This window comes from Kushneria marisflavi (assembly GCF_002157205.1).
GTDB lineage: Bacteria > Pseudomonadota > Gammaproteobacteria > Pseudomonadales > Halomonadaceae > Kushneria > Kushneria marisflavi.
Genome location: NZ_CP021358.1, coordinates 3199904 through 3224289, shown reverse-complemented (window position 1 = coordinate 3224289; position 24386 = coordinate 3199904). Strand labels below are relative to the sequence as shown.

22 protein-coding genes, 1 tRNA gene and 1 other RNA gene are annotated in these 24386 nt (G+C 59.0%); 10 read left to right on the top strand and 14 right to left on the bottom strand.

Translation table 11 applies throughout. The annotated features are described in order from the left end of the window. Positions 1-4: 4 nt before the first annotated feature. On the bottom strand, positions 5-469 hold the full coding sequence (locus B9H00_RS14630; protein ID WP_086901272.1) for a hypothetical protein: 465 nt from the start codon (positions 467-469) through the stop codon (positions 5-7). A gap of 51 nt (positions 470-520) precedes the next feature. Here B9H00_RS14630 and B9H00_RS14625 point away from each other — a divergent pair, with 51 nt between their 5' ends. After that, entirely contained in the window at positions 521-2614 is a 2094-nt protein-coding gene (locus B9H00_RS14625; RefSeq protein ID WP_086901271.1) for a S9 family peptidase, read from the top strand. 151 nt (positions 2615-2765) lie between these two features. On the opposite strand, the gene B9H00_RS14620 is transcribed toward B9H00_RS14625, so the two are convergent. The 7 genes from B9H00_RS14620 to ffs all read right to left on the bottom strand — a co-directional run bounded on the left by B9H00_RS14620 (position 2766) and on the right by ffs (position 8420). Continuing rightward, positions 2766-3215, bottom strand: a complete 450-nt coding sequence (locus B9H00_RS14620) for a YcgN family cysteine cluster protein (RefSeq protein ID WP_086901270.1) — start codon at positions 3213-3215, stop codon at positions 2766-2768. Between the two features lie 17 nt (positions 3216-3232). Beyond that, entirely contained in the window at positions 3233-3550 is a 318-nt protein-coding gene (locus tag B9H00_RS14615) for a YcgL domain-containing protein (protein WP_086901269.1), read from the bottom strand. Between the two features lie 51 nt (positions 3551-3601). Further along, positions 3602-4738 carry a ribonuclease D gene (rnd, locus tag B9H00_RS14610; RefSeq protein WP_236944301.1) on the bottom strand — a complete coding sequence of 379 codons (1137 nt, stop codon included), beginning with the start codon at positions 4736-4738 and terminating at the stop codon, positions 3602-3604. A gap of 113 nt (positions 4739-4851) precedes the next feature. Then, a complete protein-coding gene (gene recR, locus B9H00_RS14605) occupies positions 4852-5469 on the bottom strand; it encodes a recombination mediator RecR (protein WP_086901268.1) in 618 nt (205 codons plus the stop codon). A 14-nt stretch (positions 5470-5483) separates the two neighbouring features. Then, complete coding sequence (locus B9H00_RS14600; protein WP_086620297.1) at positions 5484-5810, bottom strand: YbaB/EbfC family nucleoid-associated protein; 327 nt, start codon at positions 5808-5810, stop codon at positions 5484-5486. Positions 5811-5858: 48 nt separating this feature from the next. Continuing rightward, on the bottom strand, positions 5859-8072 hold the full coding sequence (dnaX, locus tag B9H00_RS14595; protein ID WP_086901915.1) for a DNA polymerase III subunit gamma/tau: 2214 nt from the start codon (positions 8070-8072) through the stop codon (positions 5859-5861). A gap of 251 nt (positions 8073-8323) precedes the next feature. Continuing rightward, an RNA gene (gene ffs, locus B9H00_RS14590) (signal recognition particle sRNA small type) lies at positions 8324-8420 on the bottom strand. 194 nt (positions 8421-8614) lie between these two features. Here ffs and B9H00_RS14585 point away from each other — a divergent pair. The 4 genes from B9H00_RS14585 (at position 8615) to B9H00_RS14570 (ending at position 12589) form a co-directional block, all read left to right on the top strand. Beyond that, positions 8615-9283: a response regulator gene (locus B9H00_RS14585; protein WP_086901267.1), complete on the top strand. Its 669-nt coding sequence runs from the start codon at positions 8615-8617 to the stop codon at positions 9281-9283. 3 nt (positions 9284-9286) lie between these two features. Then, the gene (locus tag B9H00_RS14580) at positions 9287-10645 is read left to right on the top strand and encodes a sensor histidine kinase (protein ID WP_086901266.1); all 1359 of its coding nucleotides are present in this window, start codon (positions 9287-9289) and stop codon (positions 10643-10645) included. After that, positions 10630-11754: an ABC transporter substrate-binding protein gene (locus B9H00_RS14575; RefSeq protein WP_086901265.1), complete on the top strand. Its 1125-nt coding sequence runs from the start codon at positions 10630-10632 to the stop codon at positions 11752-11754. Before B9H00_RS14580 ends, B9H00_RS14575 begins: the two co-directional genes overlap by 16 nt. Positions 11755-11827: 73 nt before the next feature. Then, a complete protein-coding gene (locus B9H00_RS14570; RefSeq protein ID WP_086901264.1) occupies positions 11828-12589 on the top strand; it encodes a TlyA family RNA methyltransferase in 762 nt (253 codons plus the stop codon). Positions 12590-12595: 6 nt separating this feature from the next. Here the strand turns inward: B9H00_RS14570 and mscK are convergent, their stop codons facing one another. Further along, positions 12596-15940: a mechanosensitive channel MscK gene (gene mscK / locus B9H00_RS14565; protein WP_086901263.1), complete on the bottom strand. Its 3345-nt coding sequence runs from the start codon at positions 15938-15940 to the stop codon at positions 12596-12598. 246 nt (positions 15941-16186) lie between these two features. Here mscK and B9H00_RS14560 point away from each other — a divergent pair, with 246 nt between their 5' ends. The 4 genes from B9H00_RS14560 to B9H00_RS14545 all read left to right on the top strand — a co-directional run bounded on the left by B9H00_RS14560 (position 16187) and on the right by B9H00_RS14545 (position 18218). Then, entirely contained in the window at positions 16187-17104 is a 918-nt protein-coding gene (locus B9H00_RS14560; protein ID WP_086901262.1) for a phospholipase A, read from the top strand. Between the two features lie 94 nt (positions 17105-17198). Continuing rightward, positions 17199-17525 carry a DUF883 family protein gene (locus B9H00_RS14555; protein WP_086901261.1) on the top strand — a complete coding sequence of 109 codons (327 nt, stop codon included), beginning with the start codon at positions 17199-17201 and terminating at the stop codon, positions 17523-17525. Beyond that, complete coding sequence (locus B9H00_RS14550) at positions 17525-17950, top strand: phage holin family protein (RefSeq protein WP_086901260.1); 426 nt, start codon at positions 17525-17527, stop codon at positions 17948-17950. The genes B9H00_RS14555 and B9H00_RS14550 overlap by 1 nt, the downstream gene beginning before the upstream one ends. Then, entirely contained in the window at positions 17937-18218 is a 282-nt protein-coding gene (locus tag B9H00_RS14545; RefSeq protein WP_120211720.1) for a YqjK family protein, read from the top strand. The genes B9H00_RS14550 and B9H00_RS14545 overlap by 14 nt, the downstream gene beginning before the upstream one ends. 37 nt (positions 18219-18255) lie before the next feature. Here B9H00_RS14545 and B9H00_RS14540 read toward each other — a convergent pair whose 3' ends face one another. Both B9H00_RS14540 and gnd read right to left on the bottom strand, forming a co-directional pair. Beyond that, positions 18256-19437: a BaiN/RdsA family NAD(P)/FAD-dependent oxidoreductase gene (locus B9H00_RS14540; protein ID WP_086901258.1), complete on the bottom strand. Its 1182-nt coding sequence runs from the start codon at positions 19435-19437 to the stop codon at positions 18256-18258. Between the two features lie 98 nt (positions 19438-19535). Then, positions 19536-20531 carry a phosphogluconate dehydrogenase (NAD(+)-dependent, decarboxylating) gene (gene gnd, locus B9H00_RS14535; protein WP_086901257.1) on the bottom strand — a complete coding sequence of 332 codons (996 nt, stop codon included), beginning with the start codon at positions 20529-20531 and terminating at the stop codon, positions 19536-19538. Positions 20532-20887: 356 nt separating this feature from the next. Between gnd and B9H00_RS14530 the strand changes: the two genes are divergently transcribed. After that, the gene (locus B9H00_RS14530) at positions 20888-22159 is read left to right on the top strand and encodes an acyltransferase family protein (protein WP_086901256.1); all 1272 of its coding nucleotides are present in this window, start codon (positions 20888-20890) and stop codon (positions 22157-22159) included. 666 nt (positions 22160-22825) lie between these two features. On the opposite strand, the gene B9H00_RS14525 is transcribed toward B9H00_RS14530, so the two are convergent. The 3 genes from B9H00_RS14525 to queF form a co-directional block, all read right to left on the bottom strand. Further along, positions 22826-22913: transfer RNA gene (locus tag B9H00_RS14525), tRNA-Ser, on the bottom strand. Positions 22914-22986: 73 nt separating this feature from the next. Beyond that, positions 22987-23547 carry an NAD(P)H nitroreductase gene (locus B9H00_RS14520; RefSeq protein WP_086901255.1) on the bottom strand — a complete coding sequence of 187 codons (561 nt, stop codon included), beginning with the start codon at positions 23545-23547 and terminating at the stop codon, positions 22987-22989. A 14-nt stretch (positions 23548-23561) separates the two neighbouring features. Then, entirely contained in the window at positions 23562-24386 is an 825-nt protein-coding gene (gene queF, locus B9H00_RS14515) for an NADPH-dependent 7-cyano-7-deazaguanine reductase QueF (protein WP_086901254.1), read from the bottom strand.

Here is a 24386-nt window from a genome sequence, read left to right as displayed (position 1 = left end):
GGGCCTATCTCCCGAGCGAAGGTTCCCGTCGCGCTGGTGCACTTTCCCGACGCTGGCGGGAAACATCACGATCATCACGACTGTCTCTGTTTCGAGCATTGCCGGAACGGTCATCGTCGTCATGATCATGCCGGCCGCGGCGGCCGATAAAAAAGGTCACCAGCATACCCAGCACTGCACCGATGGCCATCAGGGCACCGCCGAAAAGGATCTGGCCGCCGTTATGCTGCAGAAATCCGACAGCGGTCACCACCAGAGACGGTGCCCACCCCGAATACCCAAGCTCCGACTGTGGACCGGGCACCGAAAAGAACGCCGGCATCCAGAGCAGGCCAGCAACGGCCCCGGTGACCAGCCAGCGCGGCAGGCGTGGCAGAAATGAAATGGCGAAGTAGCCGAAAACCAGCACCGCAACGGATAATACGAACCAGCATAGCCACAATAGTGGGATCGAGTCTGAAATCAGCACGCCCTTGATACCTCCGGGTTAAATACAGCGATCAATGTTACACTGCACATTATGAAAGAACACCCATCTCCCGCGCCGGTAGCGCGCTTCAAAAAAGTCGAAGACCCCCACTGGCACTGGCTTGAAAACCGTGACGCGCCAGAGGTGGCCGAATTTCTTGAGGCCGTAAACCTTGAATGTGATCAGTGGTTTGAACCACTTGATTCACTCACGCAGACCCTTTTTGACAGCCACCTCGCCCGCCGCGAGCTGGCCGTGACAGGTCTTGCCACGCCCTTTGACCATTTCGTGTACTGGAGTGAAACGGCGGCTGACGCCGACTACCCGGTCTTCTGGCGCCATCCCATCGCTGAAGGCCTTGACCATCTCGATATCGAGCGCCGCGGTCACGAATGCCTGATCGACCTGCAGGAACTTTCTACCCACAACAGCTTTCTCGAACTGGGTGATCTGTCCCTGTCCGAAGACGAGCAGTGGATGGCCTGGACGCTGGACACACAGGGCAACGAATATTTCGATCTCTACCTGCGTCATTTGCCGGATGGCGAAACGATTCGCCTCGAGCGCGGGATCGGACCTGACCTGTGCTGGGCAGAAGATAACGCTACCCTGCTATTTACGCGCCATGACACGACCCAGCGTCCGGCGACCGTCTGGCGACGCCATCGCAACCATGATGATGCCGTTTGTATCTTTGAAGAGAGCGACGTCGAATTCTGGGTCGGTCTGGACAAGACCCGCTCAAGAGAGTGGCTGGTCATTCACAGTGCCTCAAAGGACACCAGTGAAGCCCATCTGGTTCCCGCCGCGACACCGGAAACCGCCCCGACCTGCTTTCATCCGCGCGAAACCGGGGTGGAATATGGCCTCGATCACCGTCCGGGAATGTTTTACGTACTTCACAACAGAAATGCCGTGCATTTCTGCCTCGACCGCGCCGAGGAGCATGCATTTGATCGCTGGATACCGATGATCGAGCATCGCGCCGACACCACCCTTGAAGACGTGGATGCCTTCTCCTGGGGGCTGGTGCTGACCGAGCGTGATCATGACAGCGCTCAGGTGCATCTGCGATTGATGCAGCTGGATGACCAGCATGACGTGACACGTGATGAGTGGCTGCCCATCGCCGAGACACCCTGCAGTCTCGGGCTCGCCGACACGCCCCATTTCGATACACGCCAGCTTCGCCTCCACGAAGAATCCTTTACGACCCCGCCCCGCTGGGTTGAATTCGATATCGACAGCGGCGAGCGACGTCTGCTGCGCCAGCAACCCGTCTATGGTGATCTCCAGCCCGGCCATCTGGCCTGTCGCCGACTCTGGGCCACCTCCTTTGATGGTGAACGCGTACCGGTATCGGTAGTGGCACGCGCGGATTTGATCGACCGCGGGCCGCTGCCTACCCTGCTGTATGGCTATGGCGCCTATGGCCAGACGCTCGACCCGTGGTTTTCCATCTCGCGCCTTGAACTTCTCGCGCGTGGTGGTGCCTTTGCCGTGGCCCATGTACGCGGCGGCGGCGATCGAGGCGAGCCCTGGTATCTGGCCGGCAAGCTGGAGCACAAGGAAAACAGCTTCCAGGATTTTCTGGCCGCTCGTAATGTGCTGGTAGAACACGGCTTGGCCGAAGAGCGCCACATTGCCGCTTATGGTGCCAGCGCCGGCGGACTGCTGGTAGCTGCCAGCGTCAATCTGGATCCACACGCCTTCTGTGCGGCGGTGCTGGATGTCCCCTTTGTCGATGTACTGCGCACGATGGAAAACCCGGACCTGCCGCTGACGACGGCGGAATATACCGAATGGGGCAACCCGGAAGAGCCGGAGGCCCATCGACGCATCAAGGGATATTCCCCGTTGAACAACCTGGTCCCCGCACCATGGCCGGCCGTCTATCTGCAGGGCAGCTGGCACGACTCACGGGTGCCCTACTGGGAGCCGGCCAAGCTCTATGCACGCCTGGTCGAACTCGACAGCGCCCGAGGGCCGGTCATGCTGCGCACCGACATGAGCGCCGGTCACGGTGGTGCTTCCGGACGCTTTCATGCCTGGCGTGATGTGGCCCGGCAGGACGCCTTTATCCTGTGGGCACTGGGGCTGTCAGACGCTTCAGCCACCATCGAAACGCTGCCGCAAGACGACTGAACGTGATGGGTGCTGCAAAGGCGCCCATTAACAGGAAGTTGTCACACGACCATGTCCAATTAAAAGGGCGCGCCTCATGACCGAGGCGCGCCCTTTTTAAATGCGATATTGCACTAATTTCAGAGCCTTTACTGACCCCCTGGGGCAGCGCTTACGACTGGCAAGGCATCACGGCAATGATGTAATCCTCGTAGTCCTGCTCGGGCACCTTCTCTTCACTCACGGCCATACCGTGCACGCTGACGCCGGCGCGGCGCGCTCCCTGCGGATCACCACTGATCAGCGGGTGCCATTTGGGCAGCGGTTTTGACTGCGCCAGGCGCCGGTAGCCACAGGTGTCGGGCAACCAGTGAAACGCCCGGGCTCGCTCTGGCGTCAGCTGCAGGCAGTCAGGCACCTTGTCAAAGCGGTGCTCGTAATCGCTGCAGCGACACACCGTGGTGTCGAACAGACGACAGGCGACCGACAGCGTCACGATTTCTTGGTGCTCCTCGTCCTCAAGGCGCACCAGACAGCACTGCCCGCAGCCGTCGCAGATGGCCTCCCACTCCTGAGGCGTCAACGCCCCCAGCGGAAATCGCTCCCAGAATCGCTCTCGCATATGCCCTCCCGACACGCCTATTCAGGTGTCCGATCATCAAAGCGGGCGCTGACATCAAAGGCCAGATCCCGCGTTCGTGCATCGCCACCAGGCGGCATCTGAAGATAATAGCCCTTTTCCTTCAGCGCCTCGATGACCCGAGCTGTATCGACACGCGCCAGCTGACGCTCCGGCGTCATGACCATCATCATGATGGACTGCGGCGCGCCAAAGCCTTCCAGCAGAGCCTCTGGCACCACCTCCAGCCCTTTGGTGCGATCCACGTATAGAAACATCTCTTCCTGACGTGGGCTCTTGTAGATCTGACACAGCAGCAGTGTCGGTGTCGAGGCCATGGGGTTCTCCGAAAATGCGTAATGGCTTCAGCGCCCGTGGGCATCCGAAGTCTAAGAGCGGGTATCGTGCGACAGCGCCGATACCAGGGCATCGTTGAGCACTTCCCCCCGCCAGCCGCTCATGCAGGGCCAGTCGGTCCGCTGAAGATCCGCGCTGATCCAGCGCTCGAGCTCACGGCGGGTTACAAGCACTTCTGCCGGCAAGGACAGTGCCGTGGCGCGCTCGTTGACCGCCGCCTTCAGTGCCTTCATGCGCTTTTTGTACGCATCACTGATGGGAGAAGGCAACGTATTGGGCAGATCGGCCTCTTCCAGCCGCACCGCCTCTTCGATCAATGCCAGTAACGTGTCACCTTCACGCTTGATCAGGGCAGGCTTGATGCCATCCACCCGGGAGAGCTCATAACGATTGCCCGGCAGCGCCGCCGCCATTTCCATCAGGGTGGCATCGCTGGCCAGCCAGTTGCGCGGCAGATTGCGCTCGCGCACGGCGCGCTCTCGCCAGACACACAGACGTTGAAAGGCCGCCAGCTGGCGTGGTTCCAGACGCCAGGCATTGCGGTGTCGCAAATACCAGCGGGCGTCATCGCGTGCCCCTCTTGCAGCATCGACCAGCGCATGGCAGTCCTCGAGCAGCCATTGGAGACGGCCCTTTTCACGAAGACACGCCTGCTGACGCTGCCAGATCGATGACAGCCAGACCACATCCAGCGCTGCATAGCGACACTGCTCCTCGCTCAGCGGACGCTGCAGCCAGTTGGAGCGGGTTTCTCCCTTGGGCACATGCTGCTGAGCCCAGTGATCCACCAGCCGCTGGTAGCTGATGGAGCTTTCCTCGCCCAGCAGGGCATGAGCCATCTGCGTATCAATCAGCGGTGAAGGCACATCGCCCACCCAGAGCGTAAAGATTTCCATGTCTTCACTGCAGGCATGCAGAATCTTCAGTGGTCCCGCATCGCCCAGCAGGGTACGCAACGACTCGGTCGGTGCGACGGCGGTCGGGTCGATCAGATAGACAACATCAGCATCCCCGAGCTGAATCAGTGCAGGCACCGGATAGAAGGTGGTTTCGCGCATGAACTCGGTATCCACTCCGATCACGTCGCGGGTGGCAAGATCAGCGCAGGCGCGCTCGAGCGCTTCTTCGGTATCGATAAAGTGCCAGGTGACGTCAGTGGGCATGGTCATTGGGTCTACAGCCGCCTGCCGACGCTCGGGCCGGCAGTGAATCAAGAAAAACAAGCCGCATGGCGGCTTGTCGCATCGGTTGGGTTCGCCTCAAGCGGCGCTCTGGCATGACATCATTCAGGGTCCCGCTCGCCAAAGGGCTGGCGGCCCATGAACGCACGGGACAGCGTCCCGCCATCAACATATTCGAGCTCACCCCCCATGGGCACGCCATAGGCAAGACGCGAGCAGCGCACACCCAGTGCACGCAGCTGCTCGGCGATATAGTGTGCGGTCGCCTCGCCCTCAACGGTAGGATTGGTGGCCAGAATCAGCTCCTCGATCTGGCGCTGATGGACCAGCGTCTCCAGCTGATCAAGCCCCAGATCATTCGGGCCGATACCATCGATGGGAGAGAGATGGCCATGCAGCACGAAGTAGCGCCCGCGAAAACCGCCGGCCTCTTCGATGGCCAGCAGATCGGCCGGGGATTCCACCACACACAGGGCGCGATCATCCCGGCGAGTATCCTCGCAGATGCTGCACAGCCGGCTTTCTGTCAGGTTACGACAGCACTCACAGTAGCCCACTCGTTCAAGCGCCTCGCCCAGCACTTCCGCCAGCCGGCGTCCGCCTTCACGGTCACGCTCAAGCAGATGAAAAGCCATGCGCTGCGCTGTGCGAGGGCCAACACCCGGCAGCACTCGCAGCGTTTCGAGCAAACGATCAATCAGCGGTGAAAATGTCGCCATGAATTGCGCGTATCCTAGAATGGCATCTTGAAGCCGGGCGGCAGATTGAGCCCTTGGGTGGCTTCTTCCATTTTGGTGCGCGAGTTGACTTCCACCTTGCGCACGGCGTCGTTGACGGCCGCAGCGAGCAGGTCCTCAAGGAATTCCTTGTCTTCCTGCATGATGGCCGGGTCGAGCTCGATCGATGTGACATCATGTCGGCCGTTCATGGTCACCTTGACCATGCCGGCGCCGGATTCGCCATGCACTTCGGTGTCAGCAATTTCTTCCTGCACCTTTTGCATCTTGTCCTGCATTTCCTGAGCCTGCTTCATCAGGTTGCCCATGCCGCCCTTCATCATGATTGCGCCCCTCAAGAGTCGTTAAATCAAACCTTGTTAATTGCCTTGTCAGCCGTTGCCGACATCATCCTGCTCGAACGAGGTTACGCTGCGCTCCAGCAGGCGGGCACCAAATACTTCCTGTAGAGACTGAATATGTGGGTCATCACGCAAGGCTTCAATGGCACGCTGCAATCGCGCCTGCTCAAGCCGTGCACGGCGACGGGCAGGCGTTTCGATATCCTTATCGATCTCCCCCACTTCAATACTCACCCGACGTGACAGACCTCGTGCCATCAGCGCCTTCTCAAGACGCTCCCGGTGCACTTCAGCGTTCATGGCGCTCTGGGAGTGATGCAGCCACATGGCGAGATGCTGACCATCATCATGGCGCACCACGCAGTTGGCCACCAGATTGGCCGTCATTCCCGAAAGCCCCAGGACAGGAAAGAGCTTGAGCCAGCCCGCATTATCGATCGGCGTATGATCCGCCTCGATCGGCAGAGCATGAAAAGTCGACCCGGCACCCGACACGTCATTGTCTGTCTTATCGTTGTCTGTCGTGTCATCTGTCGATATGCCGGCGTTATCGTGTGACGGGGCATCGGCAGACGGATCATCGCCAAGCCCTTCAACCATTGTGGCGAGCGCCTGTGCCTGACCACCAGCGTTCTCACCGACCGCTTCATTCATGTATTCATCAAGCGGATCGTCCTGATCATCCTCGTCGTCAGGCGCCTCGTCGATCGGCGCTGTCGGTGCCGAGGCCGTGCCAAACATTGCCTGGTGAGTATCCGCAACTTCTGGCACTTCCGGTGTCACGCTCGGCTGAGGGTGATCGGCAGGCACACTCTCACCGGCCTCGTCATATAGCGCTTCGCCATAGGCGGCGCTGCCTGTCGCGTCGACCAGCGACGCCGCGGCGTCATCATCGCTCCAGGGCGGTGCCGGGACAGGCGCAGACGACTCGGCAGCGGATGGCACAGGCGCCACGGGCTCGGATGGCACGGCCGGAGCTTCCGCGGTGGCCGTATCGGGGGGTGCAGGCGTTGGTGCCGAAGCCGCATTCGACTTGGGCGCCGCCTCGGCGGGTGTCGCCTCAGCAGGCGCCGTTTGTGCGGGCGCGGCAGTATTCGTCACCGGTGGCGGTGACGCATCGCCACGAATCGGCAACGGCTTGTTATCCGGCGCCGGCGCGCCCTGCGGGCGGAAGGCCAGCATCCGCAGCAATGTCATTTCCAGCGCCGTTCGCTGCTCGGGGGCATTGTCCATGTCGCCCCGGCCGTTGAGCGCAATCTGGTAATAAAGCTGCACGTCTTCAGGCGTGAAGTGTGCGGCCAGGGCGATCAGGGATTCGCGGTCGCCCTGGGCATTATCCAGTGCCGCCGGCACCATCTGCGCAATCGCCAGACGATGAAAGACGCCACACAGGGCGTCCAGTACGCCGGCAAAGTCAGGGCCCTGTTCGGCCAGCTGCGCCACTCTTGCCAGCACATCGGCAGCATCACCGCCGGCCAGCGATTCAGCCAGCGCAAGAATCTGTCGATGATCGAGTGTACCGAGCATCGCAATGACATCCTGCTCGCGCACTTCTCCGTGACCAAAGGCAATGGCCTGGTCGGTCAACGACATGGCATCGCGCATGGAACCATCGGCGGCACGGCCCAGCAGCCAGAGCGCGGCAGTATCGAAGGCCGTCTGCTCCTGAGTCAGCACATGTCCCAGGTGATCAACGATCCGCTCGGGGGTCATGCGCTTGAGCGCAAACTGCAAGCAGCGCGACAGCACCGTAATGGGAAGCTTTTGTGGGTCGGTAGTGGCCAGCAAAAAACGCACGTGCGGCGGCGGTTCTTCCAGCGTCTTGAGCAGCGCATTGAAACTGTGGGTCGACAGCATGTGCACCTCATCAATGAGGTACACCTTGTAACGGCCCTGAGTCGGCGCGTACTGCACGTTATCAAGCAGCTCACGGGTATCTTCAACCCGGGTTCGCGAGGCAGCGTCCACCTCGATCAGGTCGACGAAACGCCCCTGATCGATGTCCTGGCAGGTCCGGCACTGCCCGCACGGGCGCGACGTCACGCCGGTTTCACAGTTCAGGCACTTGGCCAGGATGCGTGCCAGCGTGGTCTTGCCCACCCCTCGCGTGCCGGTAAACAGGTAGGCATGGTGCAGCCGCCCCTGATCAAGCGCGTTGACCAGCGCACGACTGACATGCTCCTGCCCTATCAGCTCATGAAATGTGCGCGGCCGCCATTTGCGGGCCAGTACCTGATAGCTCATGCAGCGCGATAGCCTGTATTCAAAGCGGTGAAGTGTCGACGCATGAGAAAGATCGTCGATCGATGGATAGGCCGACCATTCTATCGGCTGGGCGTAGATGCGCCAATCAATCCATGACAACGACTCTTGTCATGATCACCGGGGACAGTCTTTCAAGAGAAATAGCGTTATGACGGACAGCACAACATGACCGGAAGGGTCGGCATGATCAGATCAGTATGGAGAGGATACTTCGAAGAGAGGGTGGCAACCCTCGACAGCCACATCCCGGCACACGCATCCATCACTACCGTTGCTCCCTTCCGGGCCTGGCGGGGTTCGCGATATCGCGTTGCGAGAGGACCATCGAGGGTCACCATCACCGGAGATCAGGGTAAGATATGTGCCGGCCGCTGGCCAGCCCCCGATCAACCGAGCGCGCATCTTAGCAGCACGACTCCCGGAATCGCAAGCGATGCCGACAAACGATCACAACAGTCTTGATGCGCCGGCCGTCCAGGGTAGACTGCCCCTCTTTTGCGTACGGTCGCTGCGGAGCCTTCATGGCACTACTGCTCATCGAGGATGACGTGCTGCTGGCACAGACTCTTGAAACCCTGCTGCGTGATCATGATGACCGGCTGGAGATCATGACACGCGGGGATCATGCCTGTGATTATCTTGCCACGCCTCGCCAACTCGACCTTGTGATTCTGGATCTCAATCTGCCGCATCGCAGCGGCCTTGAAGTGCTCACCACGCTGCGTCGGCACGACCATCAGACACCCGTGCTGATTCTGACCGCCCGCGCCTCAATCGAGGACCGAGTGGCCGGTCTTGACCTGGGCGCCGATGACTACCTGACCAAGCCCTTCTCGCTCGACGAATTCGAGGCCCGAGTACGTGCGCTCTTGCGCCGCGCGCGACCAGTCGTCAATGACACCCTCACTCTGGGCCAGTTGATGCTGCATGTCCCGACCCAGCGACTCGAGCTCAATCAGACGCCGCTGTCGCTTCCGGGCCGCGAACAGCGTCTGCTGGCCTGTTTGCTGCGTCATGGCGAACAGGTCATCAGCCGTGCCGATCTCATGCGTGAGGCCTTTGGCGGCGATGCCCCACCGGGGGACAACGCGCTCGAGGTCTATGTGCACCGTCTGCGCCGACGCCTTGAAGGTAGTGATGTGCGCATTCGTACTGTCCGCGGCCTGGGTTATCGTCTGGAGCCGATCTAGACCATGGCGCCTGCGGTCAGCCTCCATCGTCGCCTTCTGGGTGGGCTCACCCTCCTGCTGTTGCTGACCTGCGTCCTGCTGCTGCTGCAATCCTGGTACAGCGCGCAGCGCAGCGCCGATCGCGTCTATGACCGACTGCTGGCTTCCGCTGCTCAGGTCATGAGCGATCAGGTCGGCTGGCGCGACGGTAGACTCTGGTTTGATGTGCCGGCCTCGGCACTGAACATGCTGGCGCCAAATGGTGATGAACGCGTCTTTTATACGCTGGTCGATCACAGGGGGCAGACGGTCAGCGGCAACGCCGATCTTGAAAACCTGGTCACGCCACTTCCAGCCACCGGCACCTTCCAGGCCGATTCGGCTCATCTGAATGGTCTGTCATTGCGTATTGGCGCACTGGGGGCGCGTCTGACCGCCTGGCAACACCGCGAACCCTATACACTACTCGTGGGCCACACACTGGAGGCGCGACGCGCGATGACGATAGCGCTCTTTCGCGACAGCAGCCTTCGACTGGCCGGTATCGTGGTGCTGGCGCTGACAGGGCTTTTGATGACCCTGCGTCTGGCCCTGCGACCACTGGAACATCTGCGCACGCGCTTAAAGGTCCGCTCGGCGCATGACCTCTCCCCCATCAATGCCCGCGTGCCACGCGAGCTAGAAGAGCTGCTTGCAGCTCTCAACGCGCTGCTGGCCCGCCAGCAACAGGTGCGCACTCATGAACAGCGCTTTATCGGTGATGCCTCTCATCAACTGCGGACGCCACTGGCCGGAATTGCTGCCAGCGCAGAACTGGCACTTCGAAGCCATGACCCGCATCGCTGGCAGCAGGCCCTGCAGGAAGTACAGGGCGGTACTCGCCGCGCGACGCGCCTGGCCGAACAGCTGCTGTCATTGACACGTCTTGACGCGCCGCAGGCCCCGGTGAATCGACAACCGATAGCGCTCAAGACGCTGACCCGCGACACGCTGCTTCGCCTGCTGCCGGCTGCCGACCGCGCCGGCATCGATCTCGGGCTTGCCGAGCCCTGTCCGGCGCTGGCCGTAGAGGGTGATGGCTGGCAGCTCGAAGAAGCGCTGAGCAACCTGATCGATAACGCCCTGCGCTACGCCCGCACCCGAGTGACCGTTGGCATCGATGCCGACACCAGAGTGCTTTATGTCGCAGACGATGGCCCGGGCATCAGCGCCGCCGAGCAGGCGGACGTATTGCGTCCGTTTCATCGCTGTCAGGAGCAGGGACCCGGTAGCGGTCTTGGGCTGGCGATTGTCGATGGCGTGGCCCGAGCCCATGGTGGGCACGTGGTCATGGACCACACGGACAGCGGTGATTTCAGGATCGGTCTATGGCTACCCGATTGATGCTGATGCCAGCTTCCTTCAAGGCCCTGTGCCGCGCGGTGTTGATCATGCTGCTGATCCTTGCAGCCGCAGCCTCTGATGCTGAAGGCACCGGGACAATCTCACCGGGCCATCTGCACCTTGAGGGACAAGGCGTTGAGCGTCTCAACATTCAGGGGGTGGTGGAGGCCGACGTTTTGCGCCCCGTACTTGAAGCCTTTCATCGGCGCTACCCGGGTATCACGCTGGACTATCGCGACGCCTCACGTGGCGAGCCCCAACCCTTCACCGCCATCCCCTCCGATGTCGATCTATTGATGTCCTCGGCCATGGCACAGCAGTACCGTCTGGCCAACGCGGGTCTGGCACAGCCACTGGGCGAGGGAGTGATCAACCCGGCCTGGCCGCAGGACGCCCGCTGGCGCGATGAGCTTATTGGCCTGACCCAGGAACCCCTGGTCATGGTCTACCGTCGGGAACTGGCCGATCGCGCCCAGCCGCCAACGGATCATGCCAGTCTGCTGGCCCTTTTAAACCATCACCGTGATGCTCTGACCGGTCGCGTCGTGACCTATGACCCCGCCCGAAGCCCGACTGGTTTCATGGCCGTGGCCCAGGATGTCGCGCGCTCCACGGAGGCCTGGACACTTTTCGAGGCCATGGGTCAGGCCGACACACAACTGGTGGACTCTACCGCTGCGATGCTTCAGGGGCTTATCGAGGGACGCTATCTGATCGGCTACAACCTGATCGGCTCCTACGCGCGACGCGCGGTTCAACATCATCCCGAACTGGTGATGCAGGCCCCCGATGATTATGCGCTGGCCCTGCAGAGGCTGGCGCTGATTCCCGGGACTGCCCCGCACCCGAGCACGGCCAGACGCTTTCTGGCCTTTATCACCTCAAACGAGGGGCAGGCCGTCATGACCTCCCTGACACCGCTGGGCAGCCCGCTGGCCGTTCATGACGCTACTGGAGGCGAAGCATCACTGGAGCCCATTCGACTGACACCGGGATTGCTGGCGCTGATCGACCCGCTCAAGCGGCAGGCTCTGCTCCACCGCTGGCAGACGATTTTTAACAGTGACCGGCACTTCGTCTCGCACACCGTTGAAGGCGAGGTAGAATAGCCCTATAGAAGATCCCGAATGCCTGGCATCGGGCCCCCCCTTTCTTGCACCGCAGGACATGAACATGAGCAGGATGGTACGTGTCGATCAGCTTCTGGTCGCCCAGGCACTGGTACGTTCGCGCACACGTGCCCAGCGCCTGATTCGTCACGGCCGGGTACAGCTGATCCAGCAGGGGCAGCCACGCACCCTGACCCGCCCCGGCGAAAAGCTGCCCGAAGAGAGTGAGTTTCATGTCATTGAGGACCCGGAGGAGCGCTACGTCTCACGAGCCGGGCTCAAGCTAGAAGCACTGCTGGCCGCCACCAAAATGACGCCCAAGGGGCTGACGCTGCTGGATGTAGGTCAGTCGACCGGCGGGTTCACCGATTGTCTGCTCCAGCATGGGGCGGCGCGAGTGATCGGCATCGAAGTCGGCCATGACCAGCTCGATGCACTGCTGCGCGACGATCACCGCGTGCACTGTCTGGAAGGCATCAATGCGCGCCACCTGCCGGACGAGCAGATCATGACGCTGGCCCCTGACGGGCTGGCCGGTGCCGTGATGGATGTGTCGTTCATTTCCCAGACGCTGATTCTGCCGGAGCTTTCGCGTCTATTACCGGCCGGCTCGCATCTGCTCAGTCTGGTCAAGCCACAGTTTGAGCTCTCCCCCGAGCAGATTGGCAGTGGCGGTATCGTGCGCGATGCGCGGCACTACCTGCAAGTGGAAAGCCGCCTGCGCGCGTGCTGCCAACAGATCGGATTTACTCTCCACTACTGGGGAGACAGCCCGATCACCGGCACAGACGGCAATCGGGAGTTCGTGATGCATGCCACCCGCGATCTCGGCTGACCGGAATCAGGTCAGCTCGCCGGGCGAGACATCGCCCGGATCACCGTCGTGGGCGTTGCTGGCATGAGGGCTCGGGCGGCCATCCTGCGTCGCCCGCTGCTGAACCAGGCGCTTCTCGCCCTTTTCGTTGTGCAGCCAGACGTCCATCTGCTGGAAGGCCACGCGCAGGCCGCTGGTCCTGAATTCGGCATCGACCCGGCGATTGATCTCATCGGTGACCACCAGACGATCGACCAGTTCGTTGACGAACACCCGCAGCTCGAAATTGAAGGCGCTCTGGCTGTAGGCCATGCAGAACACCTGTGGTTCGGGGTCGGCAAGCACCTTGGGGTGCTCATCGGCAATGCGTCGAAGAATGCGATGGGCCAGATCGAGATCGGTGCCGTGCGCCACCCCAAAGGTCAACACCACGCGCGTGATGTTGTCGGTCAATGACCAGTTGATCAGCTGATCCGTCACGAACGTCTTGTTGGGGATGATGATCTCCTTGCGATCAAAATCCGTCACCGTGGTGGCTCGGATACGAATCCGGCTGACCGTGCCGTGCAAATTACCCAGCGTAATGGTGTCGCCGATACGAATCGGTCGCTCGAACAATATGATCAGACCTGAAATGAAATTGGCAAAGATCTCCTGCAGACCAAAACCCAGCCCGACCGACAGAGCGGCCACCAGCCACTGCAACTTGTCCCAGGTCACGCCCAGCGTGCCCAGCGCTGCCACGATACCGCTGCCGACAATGGTGTAGGACAAAAGCGAGGTAACCGCGTAGGCACTGCCCTGCTTGAGATTGAGCCGGGACAGCACCATGACCTCCAGAAGCCCCGGCAGGTTGCGCGCCATGACCACCATCAGTCCGACAATGATCAATGCCGTCATCACATCGGCAAGCGTCACCACGTTGACGTCGCCACCAGCGGCATCGCTTTCGCTGATCTGACCGATGCTGACGTTATCCAGATACGACAGCACGCCCAGAAGGTCAGCCCAGACCAGATACAGCACGCTGATAAAAATCAGAAACAGGATCAATTTGGACAGACGCAGTGACTGCTGATTGACCTGTTCCATATCCAGCGGCGGTTCCTCGACAAGCTCAACACCGCTTTCGGCGGCACTGTCACGCCCCTGTGCGCGGCGACGGGCCACCGCACGTCGGTACGCCAGCCGCCGGGCCGCTACGGCGAGCCCCCTGACCACACTGGCCTCAACCAGAAGCCACAATGCCAGAATATAAAGCGTCAGAATAAAGCGGCCACACAGCCGCAGCGCCGTGTATTCATAGCCAAACAGAATCATGCCGATCAGTGCCAGCGGCACCATGGAAAGCGTAACGCCCAATAGCAGACGGAAAAGACGTACCCCCATCCAGGGCACGTGCGCCAGAATCAGGCGCAGCATGAAAACGCTCATGCCGACCAGCCCCGCCAGCATGATCAAAAGCGCCAGCGGCTGCTCGGCCAGTCGGCTATCGGCCTGTTCGGCAATGCTGGCCACCACGACCACCGGGCTCACGCTGCACCCCAGCCAGAAGATATTGCGACGCAACTGTTCGACATAGGAAGAAGGCCAGTGAAAATGGCGTGTCGCCACCCCGTCGGGCACCAGCAGACGTCGAATCAACCCGAACACCTGTACGGCAAGCGCCAGCTGCAAAAGCGCTCGTCCCAGCGAGACGGCAAACCCTTCGCCGCCCAGCCACAGGGCTATCCCGGCAGTCAGGAGGGTCAGCGGCAGTGTCGAGGACAGGACCAGATTGAGCAGGATGGCACGGGGGGTATGCAGCTGCGTATCCCGCTTGAGACGACCGATCTGGTCATGCAGCTCCAGCAGATAGGCCTTGATGCGACGACGAAAAAAGGCCACCAGTCCGGCCACGATCAAAAGCGGTACGGCCAACAGGGCTCGCGGGGAAGGGATGGCCCAGAGCGACCCCAGCGTCTGAAACCATTGTCCACCCAGCAGCTGCTGCCCGAGGCGCTCCGGAAGCTCCCTGAGCCATGACAGGCCCAGCGGCTGTCCGTTGGCAACCCAGAACAGCTGCTCTTCAATGGTGTCACGCACCGAGCGGCTGATGTCGACCAGCTGTTGCTGGTTAAGCTGAACATCGATGGCCCGGCTCAGTAGACTGCCGTACTCGCGATCCAGCTGATCCAGCAGGTCACGCCGCATCTCGAGCGTTTGTAGCAGTACCTGACGTGCCTGAGGCGTCAAGGGTTCATCGCTTTCCACCTGGGTATCGATGTAGCTTTCAGGGTTGGCCAGCGCCTGGCGCAACTGGCCGATATCAAACTGACGCAGGCGAAGATCGCCAATCTCTTCCTGAAGGCTGTTCTGATTCTGAACATCGGGTAGCGATCCACGCTGCTGACGCAGCACGCGCGACAGCAAAAGGCTGCCTCGAAGCGCCTCGATCTGCTCGTTGAGCGTGCGCTCGACCTGGCGCACCTGCTCAAGCCTGGCACGGGTATTGATCCCGTCACGAATCATCGTGTTGGCGCGATCGGTCGTGCGTAAAAGCTCCTGGGCCAGCGCCTGATTTTCGGCACGCGCTTCATCCACGACCGGATTGCTGATCCGATCGTTATCCCCGATGTGGGCGGCCTCGGCAATGGCCTGCTCGGAGGCATCACGACGCTTCTGGTTGATCGCCTCCTGCAGCACCAAAAGCGTATTCTGATTGATATCGATCTGACGCATCAGCAGCTCTCGATGCACCTGATTGACGTCGCGCAGTACCGTACTGTTGGCCAGCTGACGCTGACCCAGCTCGATTCGGGCATCCAGCAGAGCCATGCGCACGTCGACCAGCTGTCGCTGTTCGCGGCTTGGCGCACTACCATCGCTGGACTCCAGCGAGTCACTGAGCTGCTGTTGCTCACGACGTGCATCGCTGATGGTGGCCTGCACCCGCTCAGGCAGGGTCTGGGCGCTGATCAGGGCACGAGAGACTTCGCTGAGCTGCTCCTGCTGACGCTTGAGGTCCTCAAGAGTGGTGCCCAGCCGCTGCTCCAGCTGTTCGACGGAACTCCTGCCCAGTGCCTCACTGTCCAGCGCTCGATCACTTTCCAGCCCCTGTAGCTGACCTTGATACTGACGCCGCTGTCGGCCGGCCTGATTGACTCTCTCTTCGAGCGAGGCCTGTTCCTGCTGCGTTTTATCAAGCGCCTCAAGCGCCTCGCGGGTCTTTTTCAGCGTTTCGAGCGTCTGCTGTTCGACCGCGCTTTTGGGATCGTTGCCCTCAAGCGTCTGTATCTGTTCGTCTATGGACTGACGAGTCGGCATTTCCTGATCGCTGGCCAGTGCCCACAGAGGCATCAACCACAACATCAGTATCATTACCAACAACATGACCCGGCACGCTGACCCCCTGACAGGTTTTCCCACGCTGACCCTACCTCACATGAACGAACATCTCTGGATTAGAACTTCCTGCGCAGACATAATATCGATCTACCAGGTAATAACTAAAACGTCGCTCGGAATTGCCGATAATGACGGTCATCCCGACAGCGTCTGCCCCACCCCTGGGCATGTCGAATTCTGGGCGCCATGATAAGCTCATCGTGACGTCTGTCATCTCTGGAATGGATCTTTATGACTCATCGTATTCAACGTCTGGTAGTGAAGTCCCTTCTACTGGGTCTCATGACAGGCAGCACGCTGGCCGGTGCCGCGGAAAACGATACCGATACCCTCGCCATGCAACGGGATCGTGACAGGGAAGCACTTGAGCGGCAGGCGACGCTTAACCCGGTAGCCATTACCGTATACAAGCGCAATTATCTAATGCCCTACACCTACAACACCCGCCCCAACGCCAGCGATTTCAGAGAAATCGATGAAAATGGTGAGATCGATCACGGCGAAGTCAAGTTTCAGTTCAGCGTCAAGGTCGGGCTGATCGATGACGTGTTTGGCGACAATGGCGATCTGTACTTTGCCTATACCCAGCGCTCCTGGTGGCAGGCCTACAACAGTGACGCTTCTTCGCCATTTCGCGAGACCAATTATGAGCCGGAACTGTTCATGAGTTTCGATAACAGTACCGTTCTCGGGGGCTGGACCAACACGGCCAATCGCGTGGGCCTGGTGCATCAGTCCAATGGTCGCTCCGATCCGCTGTCACGCAGCTGGAATCGCATTTATCTCGACAGTATCTGGCAAAAGGGCAACTGGACCGTCTCTGTGGCGCCCTTCTGGCGTATCCCTGAATCCGAAAAGGACGATGACAACCCGGATATCGAAAATTACGTGGGCTATGCCGATATCACGACAGGATATCTCTTCAGCAACCAGCACGAGATTACCTGGCTTGCACGTGGCAATCCGGGCAAGGGCAATTTCGGCAATCAGATTGATTATTCCTTCCCGCTGCACGGCAAGATCCGCGGTTTTGTACAGTACTACGAGGGCTACGGGGAAAGCCTGATCGATTATGATCACTACACTCGCCGTATCGGCCTCGGCTTTTCGCTGAACACGTCATTTCTGGGGATTCCGGATACCATTTAGGTCTCTTGCGGAACGCATGATCTCTTTACATTGATGCCTTCGGCCATGCTGCTATGATGAGTATGCAATTTTATTGTCAACGGAGGGACATCGCATGGCCATGAAGCCTATCAGGGGTAATGAACACGAAAGCCAGGAGCAGCTGCGCGAGGATCTGCGTCAGCTCTCCAGCACGATCGAGGAGTTGATGCATGCGACTGCCGACGACTCCCGTGAAAACGTGGCTCGTCTTCGTGAACGCGCAGAAGCCAAGCTTGTAGAAACCCGTCAGCGTCTGTCAGCCAGCGGTGAGCGTGTTCGTCATCAGGCACAGGACAGCATGGAATGTGCTGATCAATACGTGCGCAGCAATCCCTGGAAAAGTGTCGGCTACGGTGCGGCGCTGGGTGTCGTGGTAGGCCTGATCCTCGGTCGCAGCTGATGTCTTCCGGTAGCGGCCCTGCCGAACGCGTTATCCTGGCCGCGCGGCGTCTTCTACGAAATCTTCTGGATACCGGCGAGACGCGCTTGCGTCTCGCTGTTATCGAGCTTCAGGAAGAACGCGCAAGGCTCTTTTCGCTGCTGTTGCTTTCCGGCATCGCGCTGATGTTGTTCGCCTTTGGCATCGGCATGCTGATGCTCTTGATCATTGTGGCCTTCTGGCAGGACCATCGATTGCTGGCGATCGGTATTGCTGCTGGCGTGTTAATTCTGTCGGGACTGCTGGTGGCTTTACGTGTGAGATCCATCTCACGCGAGCCGAGCCTTTTACGCTCAACGCTGGCGCGCTTTAGCGAAGACAAGGAATTGCTGGATCAAACACGCATCGACCACACACGTGTGGGAGAACGGCATGAAGAAAGATGAACTGGCTGCTCGGCGTCATCGCTTCGAACAGCGCATCATGCAGGAGCGTCTTCAGATCACGAGTGCCGTGCGGGACTGGAATGAAGCCACTGCCCCTATCGATCATGCCTGGCGGCAAATCGTTCACTACAAGGGACCGATTCTACTGGGATCGGGCCTTTTAGTGACCATGCTGTCACGCAACAAGGGGCGAGTTGGTAAATTGTTCAAGCGCTCCGTTGTTATTTATACAATGGCGCGCCGTGCCAAAAAGATGATCGGCCGCTAGACATGACCGTGGACCAGTGTTTTCCTGAGCGCAGGCCTCAAAGTGCCTGCGCACAGGCATAACCCGAAGCCCAGGCCCATTGAAAGTTGAACCCGCCCAGTTGACCTGTTACATCAAGAGCTTCGCCGATAAAGTGCAACCTGGGGTTCTCCTGAACCGCAAAGCTTTTTGATGAAATGGCCCGGGTATCAATGCCACCGATGGTGACTTCTGCCGTGCGCCACCCTTCTGTTCCAGCCGGCTTGATCGTGAAGTCAGTAATCCGGGCGGCCAACGCTTCAAGCTTTTGATTGCTGTAGTCCGCCATAATGCCGGATAGCCCCAGCCACTCCTCCATCGCCTGCGCCAGTCTTTTCGGCAGATGTTCTCCCAGCCAGCCACCCAGTGTTCTTTTGGGAGCATCCTGGCGTACCCCCTTGAGTGTAGCGAAGAGATCATCCACCTCGGGCAGCCAGTTGATATGAACCTCATCGCCTCCCTGCCAATGGCTCGATGCCTGCAGAATGGCTGGACCCGAGAGCCCACGATGCGTCAATAACGTCGCGTCGCGATAGTGCCCGTCCCTGCATTGAACAACCGTCGGTGTGGATACCCCTGATAGCGCTGCCATCCGTTCCTTCCAGGGCATATCCAGCGTCAGGGGCACCAGTGCCGGTCTCGGCGTAATGATATCCAGCCCGTACTGGCGAGCAACATCATAAGCAAACCCGGTTGCGCCAAGCGTCGGAATGGAGAGACCACCGGTTGCAACCACCAGCTTGTCCGCCAGCACCTGCCCGGTCGAGGTGGATAACGCCACTCCCTCCTCTTTAACATCAACATGCTCGATTGACGTCGATAGCCTGAGCTCTACGCCGGCCCACTGACATTCAGTCAGGAGCATATCGACAATCGGCTGGCTGGAATCGGCACAAAAGAGCTGGCCCGGCGCCTTCTCAATGGGCTCGATGCCGTGACGCTCAACCATTTCGACAAAATCGCTCGGCGTGTATCGCTTCAGGGCAGAAATGGTGAAATGTGGATTGCGCGAGAAAAAATGGCCCGGCGCCGTCGCCATATTGGTGAAATTGCATCGTCCACCGCCCGACATCAGGATTTTCTTCCCGGGGCGTTTGACGTGATCAAGCAGCAGCACTCGCCTGCCACGATAGCCGGCCTGAAGAGCGCACATCATGCCGGCGGCACCGGCCCCGATGACCACCACATCCCAGTGATTCATTTGCTTTACGTATCTCTACAAGAGTTGGTGTGCACTTTTTCAGCAAAAAGAGAAAGGGGCCGCAAAAGCGGCCCCTGTTCATCACCTGCCATACAGGTTTAGTCGGCAGAAGGTACGGATGTTTCCTTGTGACCGCCGAACTGCTGGCGCATGGCAGACAGCAATTTTTCGCCGTAGGTATTATCGCTGCGTGAGCGAAAGCGCGTAAAGAGTGCGCTGGTCAGAACATTCGCCGGTACAGCTTCCTCAATGGCTGCCTCAATGGTCCAGCGGCCTTCGCCGGAGTCGTTGACATGGCCGCTGTACTGGGAAAGGTCATGGTCTTCAGACAGGGCAATCGAGGTGAGATCCAAAAGCCATGATGAGATAACACTACCTCGTCGCCAGAGCTCGGAGATGTCTGCAAGATCAAGATCGTAACGCTCGCCTTCGGGCAGCGTTTCAAGATTGCGATTCTTGAGAATGTCAAAGCCTTCGGCATAGGCCTGCATCATGCCGTATTCAATGCCGTTATGAACCATCTTGACGAAGTGACCGGAGCCGACCGGACCACAGTGCAGATAGCCCTGCTCGGCGCGACCATCAAAGCGCTCACCTTCACGACCGGGCGTTTTTTCAATATCGCCGGGCCCCGGTGCCAGGGTCTTCAGGATAGGATCCAGACGTTCCACGATGTCCTTTTCGCCACCAATCATCAGGCAATAGCCACGCTCACGCCCCCATACACCGCCGGATACCCCGACATCAACGTAATGGAGATCCTTTTCACCAAGCTCTCGAGCGCGACGGACATCATCCTTGAAGAAGGCATTGCCACCTTCGATCAGCGTGTCCCCCGGTTCAAGCAACTCCGAGAGCTTGCTGATGGTGGATTCGGTGATCTCGCCCGCGGGCAGCATCAGCCATATGTTGCGTGGGGCAGGCAGCTTGTCCACCAGAGCCTTCAGGGAGTCAGCGCTATCAGCACCGTCCTTTTGAAGCGCGTCTCTTGCCTCATCACTGGTATCGAACACAACGCATTCGTGACCGGCGTCCATCAGGCGGCGCGTAATATTGCCGCCCATTCTGCCAAGACCAACAATTCCTAGTTTCACAATCGCGCTCCCGTCTCGTTGCCCGTCAGGCCGCCAGGCCCGACAACGTCAGTATCGTGAAGTGAAGTTTAACAAAGGTGTGTATTTCCTGCCTCTTGACCTCGGCTCGCATCCGCAAGGTTTTGATAGCTTAAAACTATAACAGTCCAATCTTTTATGCCGATGTGTCCGGGCTTTTATACGAGCCTTAAGGCGGCGGCGACGGCGGTCAACATGGCACAGAGCGGGCATTCATATAGCGCAGGCTATCCAGTACCTTGAACCCCTCAAGATTACTAATGATGACCCAATGAATCATTAAGTAACAATTAGCTGACATACCCGTCATCACAAGCCCAACAGGGAGTGTTCATTCCATGCACCGGGAAAAGTTTGTTGCTCTGGACTGGCTGCGCTTCGCACTGGCGATTTACCTGGTGCTTTTCCATACCCTCAAGGAGTATGGCGATATCCGAGCGGTACAATGGATATACAGCAGCATGAGTCTCGGCTTCTATTCGACCAGCACCTTCTTTGTGCTGTCTGGATTTCTGCTGGCCCACGTCTATATCGGCAGGGACCAGGGGCGCCATCTTGATTACAAACGTTTCTGGATCAAACGCTTTGCCTCGCTTTATCCCATTCATATCATGGCACTGATCATTGTGCTGCCGCTGGTCATCATCAATGCAGGCGGCATCACACAAATCGCGGTGACCCCCAACACCAACGACTGGGCAGCGGGCGACAGCATGGCCTCACATATGCTGGGCGTCAGCGGCTTCATGAGCAATCTTCTGCTGCATGTCAGTCTTCTGCATGCATGGAGCCCGTTCTATACCACCTTCAACTTTGCCACCTGGTCGTTGTCGGCCCTGCTCTTCTTTTATCTGGTATTTCCCTTTATTGGCCCGGCGCTGGCACGGATTCACCGCCCCCTGCTGGCACTTGTTGCCATTGGCCTTATCTACGCCATACCGGCGCTATACATGTTTCTGACCGGCACCAATGACAACGTGGTAGCCCATGGCCTCATGCACCGTAACCCACTTTTTCGACTGCCCGAGTTTCTCGCCGGCGTGGTGCTTCATCAGGTTTATCTGCGCCATAGGCTGCTATTGTCGGCGATGTTCAGTGCGCGTGGCACAATGATCTGTATCGCTTTTATTCTGGGATGTTTTGCCTTCAGTGCTTGGATTCATGCCGAAGTCAGGGGCAGCTGGTATTACCTGCTGCATAATGGGATTTTGCTGCCCTCTCAACTGTTGCTGGTACTGATGTGTGCCTGGTTCCAGCCCGATAGCAATACGTCTCAGGCCAGACTCGCAGCACGCCTTGGTGTGGCATCGCTGTCCATCTTCGCACTGCACACACCGCTCAACATGATTTCTTCGAAACTTGAGAAGCTGATACTGGGTACCATCGAGATGCTCACCACGCAGGCACCGGTTTCCATATCGTCACTATTGAATCTGGCTGGCGAGCAAACACGGGAACTCTGGATGTATCCGTTTTTTCTGGCAGGCGTTGTGGTGGTCTGCGTATTGTTCCAGGAGCAATTGGTTAACCGGATGCGTACCGCGATTCAGAATCGACTCCTGAACAGACAAAAGCGCAGTAACACGAACATGTCTCACGGACATGCCTGAGGGGTGAATGGTTAACGTGACTGTTGATTGAACATGACAGTCATTGTTAACTAAAATTTAGTTACTCAAAGACACAATATATGTAACAATGCAGCAACGTTGCCTGGCAAATAGCCACAACGAGATTTCAGGCCGGTGACGCACCCTCGCAGCCGGCCTCTTTTTCATATCTCCCGCCCCGCCGGTGCGAGCCGTAAATTTCGATATAAGCGGGCACATCCGTGTGCGGAAGGCTTTACCGTGACCATCCAGGCATCCTACCCAAATACAGTATTAAACACCTTTTTTAGATTTTTTTGATACAGGTCAATTATATACAAAACCTTACGCTTCGATCATCCCAGGTAGACATCTTCTGTATGCATAAGGCACGGATGCTGAACTGTTTGGCCTCGTGTCCAGCAATGTCTGCACCAGCCCGGTGTTTAGCGTCAGACGTCGATGATAAAAGCCTGGAGCATCCATCCACCGTGCATTGAGTAGAGACACGAAAAGGGGAAATCAGGCATAAGTCGATTCCCCTTGATGTTCTGAAGTGATGGCATCGGCAGCCTGACGTCGCGGGCGCCCCCTCCTTCCGCACGAGCCAGACAGCACTTGTTACCTGAATAGCGTTTTTTTAGACATGAAAAAGCCGGCTACAAAAGCCGGCTGATTCTGAATACGTGGCGGAGAGGGAGGGATTCGAACCCTCGAAGCCTTGCGGCTTACACACTTTCCAGGCGTGCTCCTTCGACCACTCGGACACCTCTCCGCATTGTCATCCGCGCAGACTTGTCTGCGAGAACGGCGCACATCCTGACATGATGGCCCAACAATTGCAAGTCTCAGCCATCAATACGCTCGACAAAGTCGCGGGGATCGAGCGGTTTTGGCGTCCGGTCTCCCTGAGCGCAATGTCCCAGATAGAGAAAGCCCACGAGCTCATCATGAGGCTCAAGCCCCATCGCCCGACGAACGCCTTGATGGTGAGCAAAACCGCCGGTTCGCCACATGGCCCCCAGCCCCTGAGCATGCGCAGCATAAAGCATGGCATGGGCGGCACAGCCCGCCGAGATGATCTGCTCGATGCGCGGCACCTTATGGTTGGGCGTCACCGAGGCGACGACGGCAATCACGACAGGCGCGCGCAGCGGCTTGGCACGCGCCTTTTCAAGTGTCCTGTCGCTGACCTCTGGATTGTCTTCCTGTTCGGCGCGAGCAAACATTGAACCAAGCGTCTCACGACCGGCGCCGCTGTACTCGATAAAGCGCCAGGGGCGTAGCTCACCATGATCCGGTGCTCGCAAAGCGGCACGATAGATGAGCTCCATTTGCTCGGCGGTGGGCGCAGGGGCTTCGAGCCCGCCGTGTGACTGGCGATCCAGCAACAGTGCCATGGCATCCATACTGCTTATCTCCCCTACTGGCGCATCAGGCGCAGTGTCTTGATCGGTGTCTCGCCAGGCATGGCGCGCCATGGACTGATATCCAGTCCGCCTCGACGCACATAGCGTGCCATGACCAGCAGCTGATCCGGTTCAGCCTCACGCAGAATATCCATGAACATGCGCTCGACGCAGTGCTCGTGAAATTCCTGATGCTCGCGAAAGGAGATGATATAGGCCAGCAGCGCATGATGATCCAGCGCCGGGCCGCGATAGCGAATCAGCACGCTGCCCCAGTCCGGCTGGCCCGTGACCGGGCAGTTGGACTTGAGCAGGTGAGAGTGCACGGTCTCTTCAATGATTTCATTGTCAGTGATGATCAGCTCGGGGTCGGGCTGATAGGTGTCTACTTCGACGTCGAGATCATCCAGACAGATCCCGGGCAGGCGCCCCGGGGCAAGTGCCATGTCATCGACGCCAAACAGCGTGACCTCCACCTCGGCATCCACCACGCGTGACAGGTCCTGCCTGAGCACTCGGCGTACCTCGACAGAGGAGGCAAACCGGGTCTGGTTAAAGCTGTTGAGATAGAGCTTCCAGGACTTGGACTCGATCAGATGTGTCGAACTGGCAGGCACGCGAAAGCGCGCGATGGCCACGACCGGCTTGCCGGTGGGCGTCAGCCAGGAGAGCTCAAAGGCCTGCCATTCGTCTTCCCCTTCAAAGGGAAGATCATCCTCGTCCAGATCCAGCGACGCCCGGTTGACACTGCGTGCAATCGGATACAGCAGTGTCGGGTCGTATTCGGTGATGTAGGCACTGGTCTGTCCCAGTGGCGCATCCTTCAGGTCGTCGCTCAT

Bases quoted from the DNA above. Each gene is read 5' to 3' on its own strand.
- B9H00_RS14625 (WP_086901271.1), top strand. From the start codon at position 521: ATGAAAGAACACCCATCTCCCGCGCCGGTAGCGCGCTTCAAAAAAGTC.
- B9H00_RS14620 (WP_086901270.1), bottom strand. From the start codon at position 3,215: ATGCGAGAGCGATTCTGGGAGCGATTTCCGCTGGGGGCGTTGACGCCT.
- B9H00_RS14615 (WP_086901269.1), bottom strand. From the start codon at position 3,550: ATGGCCTCGACACCGACACTGCTGCTGTGTCAGATCTACAAGAGCCCA.
- rnd (WP_236944301.1), bottom strand. From the start codon at position 4,738: ATGACCATGCCCACTGACGTCACCTGGCACTTTATCGATACCGAAGAA.
- recR (WP_086901268.1), bottom strand. From the start codon at position 5,469: ATGGCGACATTTTCACCGCTGATTGATCGTTTGCTCGAAACGCTGCGA.
- B9H00_RS14600 (WP_086620297.1), bottom strand. From the start codon at position 5,810: ATGATGAAGGGCGGCATGGGCAACCTGATGAAGCAGGCTCAGGAAATG.
- dnaX (WP_086901915.1), bottom strand. From the start codon at position 8,072: ATGAGCTATCAGGTACTGGCCCGCAAATGGCGGCCGCGCACATTTCAT.
- B9H00_RS14585 (WP_086901267.1), top strand. From the start codon at position 8,615: ATGGCACTACTGCTCATCGAGGATGACGTGCTGCTGGCACAGACTCTT.
- B9H00_RS14580 (WP_086901266.1), top strand. From the start codon at position 9,287: ATGGCGCCTGCGGTCAGCCTCCATCGTCGCCTTCTGGGTGGGCTCACC.
- B9H00_RS14575 (WP_086901265.1), top strand. From the start codon at position 10,630: ATGGCTACCCGATTGATGCTGATGCCAGCTTCCTTCAAGGCCCTGTGC.
- B9H00_RS14570 (WP_086901264.1), top strand. From the start codon at position 11,828: ATGGTACGTGTCGATCAGCTTCTGGTCGCCCAGGCACTGGTACGTTCG.
- mscK (WP_086901263.1), bottom strand. From the start codon at position 15,940: ATGTTGTTGGTAATGATACTGATGTTGTGGTTGATGCCTCTGTGGGCA.
- B9H00_RS14560 (WP_086901262.1), top strand. From the start codon at position 16,187: ATGACTCATCGTATTCAACGTCTGGTAGTGAAGTCCCTTCTACTGGGT.
- B9H00_RS14555 (WP_086901261.1), top strand. From the start codon at position 17,199: ATGGCCATGAAGCCTATCAGGGGTAATGAACACGAAAGCCAGGAGCAG.
- B9H00_RS14550 (WP_086901260.1), top strand. From the start codon at position 17,525: ATGTCTTCCGGTAGCGGCCCTGCCGAACGCGTTATCCTGGCCGCGCGG.
- B9H00_RS14545 (WP_120211720.1), top strand. From the start codon at position 17,937: ATGAAGAAAGATGAACTGGCTGCTCGGCGTCATCGCTTCGAACAGCGC.
- B9H00_RS14540 (WP_086901258.1), bottom strand. From the start codon at position 19,437: ATGAATCACTGGGATGTGGTGGTCATCGGGGCCGGTGCCGCCGGCATG.
- B9H00_RS14530 (WP_086901256.1), top strand. From the start codon at position 20,888: ATGCACCGGGAAAAGTTTGTTGCTCTGGACTGGCTGCGCTTCGCACTG.
- B9H00_RS14520 (WP_086901255.1), bottom strand. From the start codon at position 23,547: ATGGATGCCATGGCACTGTTGCTGGATCGCCAGTCACACGGCGGGCTC.
- queF (WP_086901254.1), bottom strand. From the start codon at position 24,386: ATGAGCGACGACCTGAAGGATGCGCCACTGGGACAGACCAGTGCCTAC.